The organism is Aliiglaciecola lipolytica E3 (genome assembly GCF_000314975.1).
GTDB lineage: Bacteria > Pseudomonadota > Gammaproteobacteria > Enterobacterales > Alteromonadaceae > Aliiglaciecola > Aliiglaciecola lipolytica.
Map to the genome: position 1 here is coordinate 41441 of NZ_BAEN01000038.1, position 13074 is coordinate 54514.

The 13074-nt window shown below is 39.7% G+C and carries 12 protein-coding genes; 8 read left to right on the forward strand and 4 right to left on the reverse strand.

Annotated elements, in window-relative coordinates; translation table 11 throughout:
- Positions 1 to 8: 8 nt before the first annotated feature.
- Positions 9 to 701, reverse strand: a complete 693-nt coding sequence (pgl, locus tag GLIP_RS09425) for a 6-phosphogluconolactonase (protein ID WP_008844383.1) — start codon at positions 699 to 701, stop codon at positions 9 to 11.
- 1 nt (position 702) lies between these two features.
- On the reverse strand, positions 703 to 2193 hold the full coding sequence (zwf, locus tag GLIP_RS09430; protein ID WP_008844384.1) for a glucose-6-phosphate dehydrogenase: 1491 nt from the start codon (positions 2191 to 2193) through the stop codon (positions 703 to 705).
- A 287-nt stretch (positions 2194 to 2480) separates the two neighbouring features.
- On the opposite strand from zwf, the gene GLIP_RS09435 reads away from it, so the two are divergent.
- From GLIP_RS09435 to GLIP_RS09445, 3 genes are all read left to right on the forward strand, one after another.
- A complete protein-coding gene (locus GLIP_RS09435) occupies positions 2481 to 3332 on the forward strand; it encodes a MurR/RpiR family transcriptional regulator (RefSeq protein ID WP_008844385.1) in 852 nt (283 codons plus the stop codon).
- A gap of 198 nt (positions 3333 to 3530) precedes the next feature.
- The gene (pyk, locus tag GLIP_RS09440; RefSeq protein WP_008844386.1) at positions 3531 to 4967 is read left to right on the forward strand and encodes a pyruvate kinase; all 1437 of its coding nucleotides are present in this window, start codon (positions 3531 to 3533) and stop codon (positions 4965 to 4967) included.
- Between the two features lie 262 nt (positions 4968 to 5229).
- Entirely contained in the window at positions 5230 to 6402 is a 1173-nt protein-coding gene (locus tag GLIP_RS09445; protein ID WP_040522575.1) for a saccharopine dehydrogenase family protein, read from the forward strand.
- A gap of 57 nt (positions 6403 to 6459) precedes the next feature.
- On the opposite strand, the gene GLIP_RS09450 is transcribed toward GLIP_RS09445, so the two are convergent.
- Complete coding sequence (locus tag GLIP_RS09450) at positions 6460 to 7011, reverse strand: NAD(P)H nitroreductase (protein ID WP_008844388.1); 552 nt, start codon at positions 7009 to 7011, stop codon at positions 6460 to 6462.
- A 321-nt stretch (positions 7012 to 7332) separates the two neighbouring features.
- Here GLIP_RS09450 and sppA point away from each other — a divergent pair, with 321 nt between their 5' ends.
- Together sppA and GLIP_RS09460 are read left to right on the forward strand one after the other, a co-directional pair.
- Positions 7333 to 9195: a signal peptide peptidase SppA gene (sppA, locus tag GLIP_RS09455; protein WP_008844389.1), complete on the forward strand. Its 1863-nt coding sequence runs from the start codon at positions 7333 to 7335 to the stop codon at positions 9193 to 9195.
- A 75-nt stretch (positions 9196 to 9270) separates the two neighbouring features.
- Positions 9271 to 9759 carry a SprT family zinc-dependent metalloprotease gene (locus GLIP_RS09460; RefSeq protein WP_008844390.1) on the forward strand — a complete coding sequence of 163 codons (489 nt, stop codon included), beginning with the start codon at positions 9271 to 9273 and terminating at the stop codon, positions 9757 to 9759.
- Between the two features lie 47 nt (positions 9760 to 9806).
- On the opposite strand, the gene yfbV is transcribed toward GLIP_RS09460, so the two are convergent.
- A complete protein-coding gene (yfbV, locus tag GLIP_RS09465; RefSeq protein ID WP_008844391.1) occupies positions 9807 to 10253 on the reverse strand; it encodes a terminus macrodomain insulation protein YfbV in 447 nt (148 codons plus the stop codon).
- Positions 10254 to 10581: 328 nt separating this feature from the next.
- On the opposite strand from yfbV, the gene trxB reads away from it, so the two are divergent.
- From trxB to GLIP_RS09480, 3 genes are all read left to right on the forward strand, one after another.
- The gene (gene trxB / locus GLIP_RS09470) at positions 10582 to 11538 is read left to right on the forward strand and encodes a thioredoxin-disulfide reductase (protein ID WP_008844392.1); all 957 of its coding nucleotides are present in this window, start codon (positions 10582 to 10584) and stop codon (positions 11536 to 11538) included.
- 83 nt (positions 11539 to 11621) lie between these two features.
- Positions 11622 to 12320 (forward strand): leucyl/phenylalanyl-tRNA--protein transferase, encoded by a 699-nt coding sequence (gene aat, locus GLIP_RS09475; protein WP_008844393.1) that lies wholly within the window; start codon positions 11622 to 11624, stop codon positions 12318 to 12320.
- Positions 12317 to 13024, forward strand: a complete 708-nt coding sequence (locus tag GLIP_RS09480; protein ID WP_008844394.1) for an arginyltransferase — start codon at positions 12317 to 12319, stop codon at positions 13022 to 13024. Before aat ends, GLIP_RS09480 begins: the two co-directional genes overlap by 4 nt.
- The last annotated feature ends 50 nt before the right edge of the window (positions 13025 to 13074 follow it).

Below are 13074 nucleotides of genomic sequence, written 5' to 3' on the forward strand. Positions count from 1 at the left end.
ATTTTCTCCTAAGCGGCCCAGATCAATTTTACATCAGCATTATTAAAAACAGCTCGAATTGGCATTTCCAATGCATTGTCACTTTGTAATGCAATATCTAAAACGTGTTTTTTAGGCTCACCGGTTAAATGTAAAAATATATTTTTGCTGTTAAGAATACTTTTTAATGTCAACGACATTCTTTGATTAGGCGCTGTGGTTGGCGTAACAGCAATATAATCACTATTCAAATCAGTATTTAAACCTTGTTCCAACTGCTTTGAGCAAGGAAACAAAGAGGCTGTATGCCCATCCTCACCCATACCCAAGATTAATACATCAAAGGGGGTTTGAATGTTGACTAGCTGGGCATTCAATTCAGCCACTGCATTCACGGCGTCGCTCTCTGCCGTTTTTAATCCATAAAATTGTGCCGCAGCAGCTTTATTTATTAATAGTTCACGTTTAGCCATGGCTGCGTTACTCGCAGGATCATCTTCATCGACCCAGCGTTCGTCAACTAGAGTCACATCAACTTTAGACCAATCTAAAGATTGATTTGATAATTGGTTAAACATTGCAGCCGGCGTTCTGCCGCCAGAAACAGCCAAGCTCGCTCGGCCATTGGCTTCTATCCCAGCTTTAAGAATATTTGCAATTTCAGCGGAAAACGCTTCATTCAGTTGAGGTATTGATGAATAACAATTTTCAATAAGCGCCATGTTACTTTTTCCCAATTCGAGATTCATACCATGCACGATTATCTCGCGCTAAAAGAGCAATTGACGCCACAGGACCCCAAGTGCCGGCTTGATAAGGTTCGGGTAAGTCATTATTGGCTTCCCAAGCTCTAAATATGCCGTCAACCCATGTCCACGCTTGTTCAACTTCATCACGACGAACAAATAATGCCTGATTTCCAATCATCACTTCTAATAACAGCTTTTCATATGCATCGGCGATACGGTCGTCTTTAAATGCTTCTGAAAAGCTCAAGTTTAGACGTGATTTTTGTAGATCCATCGAACCACTGCTAGTTAAACCTGGTACTTTATTCATTACCGTAATTTCTACACCTTCATCAGGCTGTAGACGGATGGTTAATTTATTTGGAGGTAACTGAGCAAAACTCTCACCGAATAAATTATGCGGCTGACGCTTAAAATAAATTACCACTTCACTGGTTTTACTTGGTAAACGTTTACCAGTGCGCAGATAAAACGGTACTCCAGCCCAGCGCCAGTTGTCTAAGTGCACTTTGAGCGAAACAAAGGTTTCTGTTTCAGATTTTGTATTAGCACCCTCTTCGTCAAGGTAGCCGGGTACTTCTTTGCCTTTCACAAAGCCACCAACGTATTGTCCACGAACGGTATCACTTTGTACATTTGCCGCAGTAATGGGGCGTAACGCTTTTAATACTTTGAGCTTTTCATCTCGGATACTATCAGCATCTAAAACCGCTGGTGGTTCCATTGCGATGAGGGTAAGAATTTGCAATAGATGGTTTTGTACCATATCGCGCATTTGCCCAGCTTCATCAAAATAACCCCAACGGCCTTCAATACCTACCGATTCGGCAACCGAGATCTGAACATGATCAATACAGTTATGATCCCAGTTGGTTGCAAAAATTGAGTTTGCGAAGCGTAAAGAAACCAAATTCAAAACCGTTTCTTTACCAAGGTAATGGTCGATACGATAAATTTGTGTTTCGTCAAAGAATTCTGCCACTTGATCATTGATCACTTTCGATGATTTCAAATCATGACCAAGTGGTTTTTCAAGTACAACGCGTACTGAAGAGTCGATAACACCCGCATGGTTCAAGCCACGGCAGATATCACCGAATATAGATGGTGGCGTTGCCAAATAACAGACCATGGTTCGCGAACCATCAACATGATCTTTAAACGCCGTATAGCTGTCTAAATTTTTCATATCGACACAAACATAATCGAGCTTTTTAGCAAAACGCTCCCAAGTATCTTCGCATAGCGCTTCGCCGCCAAACTCAACGATACTGGCTTTTACCTCTTCTATATTAACTTCAGGGCTAATATCTTGGCGCGCAACACCAATTATACGTGAATCGGCATGCACTAAATTTGCTTTTTCTAACTGAAATAACGAAGGTAGCAATTTGCGACGGGCTAAATCCCCTTTACTTCCAAATAGGACGAAATCGCAAGGTTCAATAGAATTTTCCAACACCATGTTAATAACCTATGTAGTGAAGAATGAACATGAATAAAATGTAATTACAACAAACGAATTACGTTTTATTATGACAATTAAGCTAAAATTTAACATTATATGTTGTAAATTTACAACATTATAAGTCGATTGTATATTTATAAAAATTACGGATACTTTACCAAAGCACAGAAAAAATGCTGGCTAATTTATTCAAAACTTACAACAATTGCACTAACAAAACGGCAGAATACGTGTTTGACGCCGTTTAAACTGAAACGAAACAAACCAATAAGAAATATGCACTGATGAATATTCTTGAAAAAATAACACAAAATAAATCTGTTTTTAGTAAATCTGAACGTAAAGTAGCGGAAATTATTCTAAACAACCCTCAAACAGCTATTCACTCAAGTATAGCAACCTTGGCAAAAATGTCAGACGTTAGCGAACCAACAGTCAATCGTTTTTGTAGACGTTTAGATACCAAAGGTTTTCCGGATTTCAAATTACATTTAGCGCAAAGTCTTGCTAATGGAACACCCTATGTAAATAGACATGTAGAGGAAAATGACGGGCCTGAGGAATACACAAAAAAGATATTTGAATCGACCATGGCATCACTAGAAGTTGCTAGGCAATCGGTTGATATAAACACGGTTAACCGGGCTGTCGATTTACTTACCCAAGCGCAGAAAATCTCCTTTTTCGGTTTAGGTGCAAGCGCGTCTGTAGCCCACGATGCTCTCAACAAATTTTTTCGTTTCAATGTACCTGTGGTCTATTTTGAAGACATTCTCATGCAGCGCATGAGTTGTATGAACAGCACGGAAGACGATGTTGTTGTTCTAATTTCACACACTGGCAGAACCAAAAGTTTGGTAGAAATTGCACATATTGCTAGAGCAAATGATGCAACTGTGTTGGGAATTACCTCTAAGAACAGTCCGCTAGCTAAAGAATGTAACTTAGTGTTATCTCTTGAAGTACCAGAAGATACTGATATGTATATGCCCATGGCTTCACGTATCGCGCAATTAATTTTGATTGATATCCTCGCCACAGGTTTTACTTTGCGACGTGGTGGTAAGTTTAGAGAAAATTTAAAACGCGTAAAAGACACCCTCAGAGGGTCACGATTTGAGAAACGCGAAGAATAATTAAATTGAATGTCATGTAATATTCATCAAGTTTTTTATTAAATTAATTCACATTTCGGCCACTTTGCACTACTATTTTGTAATAAAATTACAAAAACCTGTATTTAACGAGATAATCTCAAGCCTTTATTACAAATATTGGTATTTTATTCGCCACTTCAGGTTATTTTTTAACAAACTAAGTCGGACACCCACTCTATGTTAAGACGTACTAAAATTCTCGCTACTCTTGGTCCTGCGACCGATACTCCTGAAATGATTGAAGGCATTATTCAAGCTGGTGCAAATGTTGTTCGCATGAATTTTTCCCATGGTACCGCAGAGGACCACATTAACAGAGCTAAGATAGTTAGAGACGTTGCGAAAAAGCTGGGTAAATATGTTGCTATTTTGGGTGATCTTCAAGGACCTAAAATCCGAGTTTCCAAATTCAAAGAAGGCCCAATCAAATTAAAAATTGGTGATGAATTCATTCTCGACGCAGAAATGGGTAAAGAAGACGGTAACCAACAAGCTGTTGGAATCGATTACAAAGCTCTACCAGACGATGTGCACCCTGACGACTTGTTATTACTAGACGATGGCAGAATTCAATTACTGGTTGAAAAAGTTGTTGGCAGAAAGGTGTATACCAAGGTAACAGTGGGTGGCAAACTATCTAATAATAAAGGCATCAACCGACTTGGTGGTGGTTTATCTGCTGACGCGTTAACTGAAAAAGATAAACAAGATATTCTTACCGCAGCCAAAATGGATGTTGACTATTTAGCGGTATCCTTCCCTCGTAGTGGTGAAGACTTAAATTATGCTCGAAAACTTGCAGAAGAAGCCGGTTGTCGTGCATTAATCTGTGCAAAAGTTGAAAGAGCTGAAACTGTAGCTAACGACGAAGCGATTGACGACATTATTCAAGCGTCAGATGCAGTTATGGTAGCGCGCGGAGATCTAGGTGTTGAAATTGGTGACGCCGAGCTAGTTGGTGTGCAGAAGAAATTGATTTCACGCTCTAGACAAATGAATAAAGTGGTCATTACAGCAACTCAAATGATGGAGTCTATGATCAGCAGTCCTATGCCTACCCGGGCTGAAGTAATGGATGTCGCTAATGCTGTTTTAGACGGAACCGACGCAGTGATGCTATCAGCCGAAACTGCAGCAGGTGAATATCCAATCGAAACTGTAGCTGCTATGGCACGCGTATGTGAAGGCGCTGAAACTCACCCCAGTGTTAAGATTTCTAAGCACCGCGTAGATGAAAAGTTCACTTCTATAAGTGAAACTGTGGCTTTATCTGCAGTTTACGCAGCGAACCATTTGTCGAGTATAAAAGCATTAATTGCTTTAACTGAAAGTGGTAATACTTCAAAGATTATGTCGCGCATCACAACATCACTACCTATTTACGCCTTGTCTCGACATGAATCTACATTGAACACAATGGCGTTATTTAGAGGTGTTAAACAGGTTTATTTCGATTCAAGAGGTAGTGAGCCTGGCAAACTTAAACAAGACGTAATTGATGTATTGAAATCAAAAGGCATTTTAGAAAGCGGTGATTGTTTTGTAATGACCTATGGAGACGAAATGGAAACAATCGGCTCTACTAACGCATTTAAAGTTGTTACTGTTCCTTAAATTTCTAAACTTCATCCCTGCTGTTATCTTCAACAGCAGGGAAAGTTATCTCTGTTCTATTACCCGAGTTATCTCATTCACTCTCTCCTCTCCCAAACCTAAAAAATTGCAAAATTGCTAATCACGTTTTTTAATTCTTTTTAAATACTATTTAGCAAATCAATAGTCATAAATAAGTCATATCTACTCTTATTCCTTGTGTATTTTGACTACTATTGGTGAACGCATAATTTAAAACATGAATGAACAGGCCAAATTTAATATGAAGTCAGAACCAACGTTTGATGTAATTGTATATGGCGCGACCGGATTTACAGGTCAATTAGTTGCTGAGTATTTAGCCAAAACCTATCCTCAGCCCAAAGATCTAAAATGGGCTATTGCCGGCAGAAATAAAGCGAAATTAGAAGCGCTTAAAACCAGCCTAAAACTGCACAATGACGTCGCGTGTTTACAAGCAGACTCCAGTGACGTAGAAAGCCTTAAATCTCTTGTTGAAGGCGCCAAGGTCATCCTTACAACTGTCGGGCCATATCAATTATATGGCAGTAAACTGGTTGAGTTATGCGCAATCAACGGCACCGATTATGTCGACTTATGTGGAGAACCGACATGGATGCATGAAATGATAAATGCGCATCAACAAACAGCGGAAAAATCAGGCGCTAGAATCGTGTTTTCCTGTGGCTTTGATTCTATCCCTTTCGATTTAGGTGTGTATTACCTTCAGAAAAAAGCCCAATCCACATTTTCACAGCCGTTTAAGCGAATTAAAGGCAGAGTTAGAGGAATGAAAGGCACATTTTCTGGTGGTACAAAAGCAAGCTTACAAGCAACAATGGCCGCAGCTAAAAAAGACAAAAACATCATGGCCGTTTTATTAAATCCATTTGCGTTAACACCCGGATTTACTGGTGCTGAACAACCACTAGGCAATAAGCCATTATTTGAAGATGAATTTAATAGCTGGTCTGCCCCCTTTATTATGGCCGCAATCAATACCCGCAATATTCATCGTTCCAATTATCTTTTTAATCATGCCTATGGCCAAGAATTTGTTTATGACGAAATGATGTTTACCGGCCCTGGGGAAAAAGGTCAAGCGATTGCTGAACATGTGGCAGCAGACAAAAGTATGGCTAGTGATGCAGGTCCCAAACCCGGTGAAGGTCCAAGTAAAGAAGAAAGAGAGGCGGGATTCTTTGATGTGATTTTTTCGGGCAACGAACAAGGGAACCGTTTAACTGTCGCTGTAAAAGGCAACATGGACCCGGGCTATGGAACAACATCAAAAATGATTTCGGAATCTGCCGTGTGCCTTGCCAAAGATGATATAGCGGTAAAAGGTGGCATTTGGACGACGGCTCCAGCCATGGGAGACAAACTGATAGAGCGACTCGTTGCCAAAGCAGGTATGACTTTCAGCGTTGAGTAAACATTTTACAGGATGCAATAAGCCCCGGTACGGGCGCTTATTGCAAATCAAATCAGCTTAATTCCAAAACTCAAAGTAATCACTACTTTCTCTTGTTGGAGCAGGCATTGGGTCTGTGGTCGGTGTACCTAAGTACAAGAAGCCAACTATTTCATCTTTTTCTTCTAAAAAGAATGCACATTTAACATCTTCACTATGTGCAAAAGGTCCCGTGCGCCACACTCCGCCGAATCCTTGCGCTACGGCTGCCATTTGCATCGCGTGAACGGCGCAAGATGCTGATGCCACTTGTTCAATCCAAGGCACCTTTTCATGCTCGCTATATTTGGCGATGGCCACAATCACCATAGGCGCTCTTAGCGGCATCTGCGATGCTCGCTGTATCTGCTTTTCATCTAGATCTTCATTGATCGCGGCTTCTTCGTATATCTCGCCCAACTTTACTAAGCCCCTCCCCTGACAAACCACAAACTTCCATGGTGTTAACGAAGCATGATCAGGGGCACGAAGCGCAGCCTGCATAATACTCTCTAATTGCTCACCTTGAGGAGCAGGCTCTTTTAATCTTGGTTGAGAACGTCGATTTAACAATAATTCAATAGCTTGCATATTAACTCTCTCACTAAGCGAAATGTCTAGTTTAGTATGCAAACTTCACTGATGTACTGCAACAGTAAACTTATTCACTTGCGTCATTTTTAAATAATATTCATGCGAACGCTAAAGCCTGCCTAACTAGTGAGATAAAGCATTACTTTATAACCATGATTACTTTGATTAAAAATCATACACCATTGCGACACAGCTGGTTCAAATAAGTAATATTTTCGTGAAAAAGGCTTTTCATTCATAAAAAATTACATTTGTGAGGTCGATTAATTGTGTAAATTGGTTAGGATAGACGAATTATAATTTCAGGTGAATATGCATATGGCAAATGGTAGTAGTTGGACAAAATCATTTTTTGTGGGTATCTGGACAGTTTTAAATTTCTGTCGAAAGGTATTTTTTAATATTATTTTTATTGTGTTAGCAATTGCTTTGATTTCCATCATGATGAAAGATGATGGTAAAATTTTAGTCCCTCAAAGTACTGCCTTAGTACTTAATATTGAAGGCGATATAGTAATAGAAAAGCGCTATATCGATCCGATGAACAAGTTTTTTGAAGAAGCCTTGGGGCAAGAGCCTGAAAACCCAGAAGTGTTGCTTCAAGATATTTTATTTGCGTTAGAAAATGCAAAGCACGACAACCGAGTGAAGACACTCATTCTCCACCTACAGGGAATGGGCAATGCGGGTATGGATAAACTACAACAAGTCGCTACCGCAATAGACGATTTTAAAGAAAGCGGTAAACCCGTGTACGCGGTTGCCGACTACTATACGCAAAGCCAATACTACCTTGCCAGTAAGGCTGATAATGTTTACCTAAACCCAATGGGCGCCATGATGTTTGAGGGTTACGGACGTTACCCAATGTATTACAAGGCAGCTTTAGAAAAGCTTAAGGTCACAACCCATGTATTTAAAGTAGGCACCTATAAGTCAGCGGTTGAACCCTATATTCGCGATGACATGTCGGAACCTGCTAAAGAAGCCAATAAAGCCTGGTTAACGGTACTTTGGAATCAATATAAAACCGATGTGGCAGCAGCCCGTAACTTATCACCAACTGATTTTGATGAAGATTTGGATAACTTCTTAGTTAAATTTGAGCAAGCAAATGGTGATTTCGCCACCTATGCCTTAGAAAACGGTTGGGTTGACGCACTTCCGACTCGCGAGCAAATCCGTCAAGAAATTATCGATATCGTCGGTATAGATAAAAACAAAAAAAGCTTCTCACAAATTGATTTAAACAGTTATTTAAAGGTCATTAAACCAATTTACAACCTGCCTTCCCCGAATACCAATCACGTTGCTATAGTTGTAGCCAAAGGCACAATTTTGAATGGCACCCAAAAAGCTGGCGATATTGGAGGCGACAGCACTGCAGAACTGCTGCGTAAAGCCAGATTAGATGAATCCGTTAAAGCGGTAGTTTTATATGTGGATTCACCTGGAGGAAGCGCATTTGCTTCAGAAATTATTCGTCAAGAAGTAGAGAACCTAAAGGCAGCTAACAAACCAGTTGTGGCACTAATGAGTACCTATGCGGCGTCTGGAGGCTATTGGATCTCAGCTGCAGCAGATCAAATATGGGCTGCACCTAGTACAATTACAGGCTCGATTGGCATTTATGGCATGTTCCTGACGTTTGAAAATGCTCTTGATTATCTCGGTATTCATTCAGATGGTGTAGGTACCACAGACTTTGCGGGCTTGAGTGTGACCAGAGCACTCGATCCACGTGTTGGCCAAGTCATTCAAATGAGTATTAATCATGGTTATCAAGAATTCCTCAATCTAGTAGCGACTGAGCGCCAAATGAATGTAAATGCAGTTGACGACATAGCACAAGGACGCGTTTGGATAGGTGAAACGGCAAAAGAGTTAGGCTTAGTAGATAATTTAGGCTATCTTGATGATGCGGTGAAAGCAGCTGCTGATTTGGCAAAACTGGAAGAATATGAGACGAAATATGTTGAACCGGATTTGAGCCCAAGTGAAAAGTTCTGGAAGGAATTTTTTGGTCAAGCATCTGAAACCATCGGTAAAACAACTTTTGTTAAACAGGACTCCAAACTTGCCGCTTTTGTAAAGCAGTTAGTTGAAGATGTCGACGCGATCACTAAATTAAATGATCCCAATGGCATTTATGCCCATTGTTTAGCATGTGAAATAAACTAAACCTATTCTACGCAAGGGTAATGAGTTGCATAACTCATTACCCTGTCCTTTCTTATAATTTGAATACTGCTTAACATGATCACTTTTGAACAACACAATCAAATTCAACATTGCGTGATTCGTTGTATCGCTTTAGCACAAGACTATTTTAAGCGACAGTTAACCACACCTACATTACAGTTCAATCAGCGTGGTAATGTTGCTGGCACAGCCCATTTGCAAAAAAATCTGATCAAACTAAACAGTACCTTATTAGCAGACAACTTTGATGAGTTTTTGTTAACTGTCATTCCCCATGAAGTTGCACACATAGTGGCATATCAAATTTATGACAGAGTTAAACCTCACGGACTAGAATGGCAAGCTATTATGCAGAACATTTTTAAGCTACCAGCGACTGTCAGACACAAAATGGATACAACTAAAACCCAAGGTAAGATGTTTAATTATAAGTGCCACTGTTCTCAGGTTAAGTTAACGTTAAGAAGACATAACAAAGTAGTACGGAAAGAACAGCGTTACAGCTGTCGAAAATGTCAGCAGATTTTAGTTGAGGTCGCTTGATTTTTAAGTTTAAATTGTAGCAAGTTAAAACAGAACAAAGTTTAGGTTCAAAACCACTGTTTCGTGAATACTTTATCTAATTCACTGAAAGCTGTTTTAAGCAATTTTGCTAGCTCTTTATAACGCGGTTTAGACGTTTGCTGAGAGACCTTTACACCCTGCAATTGCATTTTGTGATGGATCTCTTGATACCAAGCCCTTAAAGCCGGTGGTAGTGTCTGGTTAGATCGGTGACCAAGCCACATTAACCCTTGCATTGGTAAGCTTAGAAAAAACGCACCAATAGCTATTCCTTGGGGAATAAAACTGTCACCATAAAAGTTTATAATTGCGAAAGCACTCAACACCGCCAATGGTGGCATAACTCTAATAGAGAATTTAGTTGCATTGATCACGCGATACTCAGGGAAAATCGCATTTAGTTGCTTTTGCATTGGCCAAGTTGTCATATACTCTTGACCATCTTTAAATAGTCCGGTCATACTCTGAGACATGTAAATCCTTGAAGACAAATTATAAACAAGTATGTTAAGGATAATCGCAAATGATCAATAATGCCAAAACCGTTTAGCTATATAATGTAAGTAATTATATAAAGAGTCGTTCTAACAAACCTGAAATTATTTTGTTACTGGATGCATTGAATAAACAGATTTTGCTTTCTTGCTGCAAACAATCTTCTGATTTAGATCTAAATCTTACAATTAACCGTTGAAACTAAATTAATAAGCCTTATGTTTATAACCACTTTCTCTTAGCACTATTTTTTTAAATGCTGTACAACTGCATTTATATAATGTTTATTACTTTATGGAGCAAACTATGTCTGAGGCAAGACACGTTCGTCTTTTGATATTGGGTTCTGGACCCGCTGGTTATTCGGCAGCCGTTTATGCTGCTCGTGCAAATTTAAATCCGGTACTAATTACTGGTATTCAACAAGGCGGACAACTCACCACTACCACTGAAGTAGAAAACTGGCCGGGTGATCCTGAAGGTCTGACAGGTCCGGATTTGATGGTGAGAATGCAAAAACATGCTGAAAAATTCGATACAGAAATTATTTTTGATCATATTAACAAGACAGATTTGTCTAAACGTCCATATACGCTTGTCGGCGATAGTGGCACATACACATGTGATGCTCTTATCATCGCTACAGGTGCCTCAGCTAAATATTTAGGTATGGAATCAGAAACAGCCTTTATGGGTAAAGGCGTATCTGCCTGTGCAACCTGTGATGGTTTCTTTTATCGTAATCAAAAAGTAGCGGTAATTGGCGGTGGTAATACTGCGGTTGAAGAAGCGCTCTATTTATCAAACATTGCTTCTGAAGTACATGTTATCCATAGACGCGACACTTTTAGAAGTGAAAAAATCTTATCTGACCGTTTATTTGAAAAAGCCAAAAATGGCAACGTGGTGATGCACCTAAATAAAACGCTAGACGAAGTACTGGGCGACGAAATGGGTGTGACAGGTATTCGCATTAAAGATGTTAATAGTGATGCTACTGAACAAGTTGACATTATGGGACTGTTTGTCGCCATCGGGCATAAACCGAATACCGATATTTTCCAAGGCGAGTTGGAAATGAAAGACGGCTACATCAAAATCAATAGTGGCTTAGAAGGCAACGCGACGCAAACCAGTGTAGAAGGTGTATTTGCTGCAGGTGATGTGTGTGATCACGTGTATCGCCAAGCAATAACCTCAGCTGGAACTGGGTGTATGGCTGCACTGGATGCTGAAAAATTCTTGGATGCATTAGAAGCTTAAAAGTGACAATTTGAAGTGTTTCATTTACTGATTCAACTAGCGGTTAAATCATTACGTAGTTCAAAGGTAGTGAAGCACTCTTTATGATTTCACTGTATAAACTTGACACTTCAATACATTTTCCATCGCCGCAAGAAGCCTTACTTGACCCTAATGGGTTATTGGCTTTTGGCGGCGATTTAAGTGTTGACCGCTTAGTTGAAGCGTACAAAAAGGGAATTTTTCCCTGGTTTTCTGATGGTGAACCAATTCTTTGGTGGAGTCCCGACCCCAGAGGAGTGTTATTTACTAAAGATTATCAAAGCAGTAAAAGCTTAGTTAAACATATTCGTAAGTCACGTCCTAAAGTAACTGTTAACACCCAATTTGACGCCGTCATTGACGCTTGTTCTACTATTCCAAGAAAAGACAATGGAACTTGGATTACGCCTGATATGGTCGAATCTTATAAAGCTCTGCATAAAGCTGGTTTCGCTCACTCAATTGAGGTTTGGTCTCAAGAAAAGCTTATTGGCGGGTTATACGGTGTATTTGTGAATAATGTATTTTGCGGCGAATCCATGTTTAGTCTGCAAACAAACGCATCAAAAGTCGCATTTCATTGTTTGGTAAAAATGCTTCGAGCAAACGATGTTGCAGTGATTGATTGTCAAATGCAGAATCCGCATCTAGCCAGTTTAGGCTGTATCGAATTAGCGAGAGTTGATTTTCTGCAGCTATTAACAGACCAACAGCAAACCCTAAAGTCGGATCTATGGTTTCCTAGGGTGCTTCTAGAATGAATTTAAAATTTGGGTTAACTCAACAATTTCAATGTAGTTATTTGGCAGAAAAGCAAGAGCAGTTGTTAGTCCTAGTACCAGATTCAGATAAATCTTTGGCCTCTGATTATAGTTATTTAGCCGGGGCTGGATTTCGCCGCAGCGGCGATCAAATTTACCGTCCACATTGTGCTCATTGCCGAGCTTGCCAATCGATTCGGATCCTTGTTGAGGATTTTGTCGCGTCGAAAAGTCAACGACGTATTATGAATAAAAATAGTGATCTTAGTGTATTTACCAGTTCTAAGAACAAACCTGAATATTTTCCCATTTACGAAGAGTATATTAACCAACGACATAATGATGGCAGCATGTTTCCTGCAAGCGTTGCACAATACAATGGATTTATTCAGTGTGATTGGTTAGATACGCTTTATATTGAGTTTTATTTGGATCAGGAACTCATAGGTGTCGCAGTAACTGACATGTTAGAGAATGCGTTTTCAGCTCTTTACACTTTTTTTAAACCAGAATTCGCCAATCGGTCACTTGGCACTTACGCAATTATCCAGCAAATTGAACAAAGTAGGATATACGGAAAACAATTTTTGTACTTGGGTTATCAAATCGATGAGTGCCAAAAAATGAGTTATAAGCGCAATTTTTACCCACATCAGCGCTTTATTGACAATAAATGGCAATTAATCACAAAAAATATCACTTAGGTCCTTTACTCTTGGTCGCTTATTGGGCAAAATCTGCGCGGCATTTTTGA

What these genes read in the sequence shown, in the direction of transcription:
- pgl (WP_008844383.1), bottom strand. Translation starts at nt 701, where the DNA reads ATGGCGCTTATTGAAAATTGTTATTCATCAATACCTCAACTGAATGAA.
- zwf (WP_008844384.1), bottom strand. Translation starts at nt 2,193, where the DNA reads ATGGTGTTGGAAAATTCTATTGAACCTTGCGATTTCGTCCTATTTGGA.
- GLIP_RS09435 (WP_008844385.1), top strand. Translation starts at nt 2,481, where the DNA reads ATGAATATTCTTGAAAAAATAACACAAAATAAATCTGTTTTTAGTAAA.
- pyk (WP_008844386.1), top strand. Translation starts at nt 3,531, where the DNA reads ATGTTAAGACGTACTAAAATTCTCGCTACTCTTGGTCCTGCGACCGAT.
- GLIP_RS09445 (WP_040522575.1), top strand. Translation starts at nt 5,230, where the DNA reads ATGAAGTCAGAACCAACGTTTGATGTAATTGTATATGGCGCGACCGGA.
- GLIP_RS09450 (WP_008844388.1), bottom strand. Translation starts at nt 7,011, where the DNA reads ATGCAAGCTATTGAATTATTGTTAAATCGACGTTCTCAACCAAGATTA.
- sppA (WP_008844389.1), top strand. Translation starts at nt 7,333, where the DNA reads ATGGCAAATGGTAGTAGTTGGACAAAATCATTTTTTGTGGGTATCTGG.
- GLIP_RS09460 (WP_008844390.1), top strand. Translation starts at nt 9,271, where the DNA reads ATGATCACTTTTGAACAACACAATCAAATTCAACATTGCGTGATTCGT.
- yfbV (WP_008844391.1), bottom strand. Translation starts at nt 10,253, where the DNA reads ATGTCTCAGAGTATGACCGGACTATTTAAAGATGGTCAAGAGTATATG.
- trxB (WP_008844392.1), top strand. Translation starts at nt 10,582, where the DNA reads ATGTCTGAGGCAAGACACGTTCGTCTTTTGATATTGGGTTCTGGACCC.
- aat (WP_008844393.1), top strand. Translation starts at nt 11,622, where the DNA reads ATGATTTCACTGTATAAACTTGACACTTCAATACATTTTCCATCGCCG.
- GLIP_RS09480 (WP_008844394.1), top strand. Translation starts at nt 12,317, where the DNA reads ATGAATTTAAAATTTGGGTTAACTCAACAATTTCAATGTAGTTATTTG.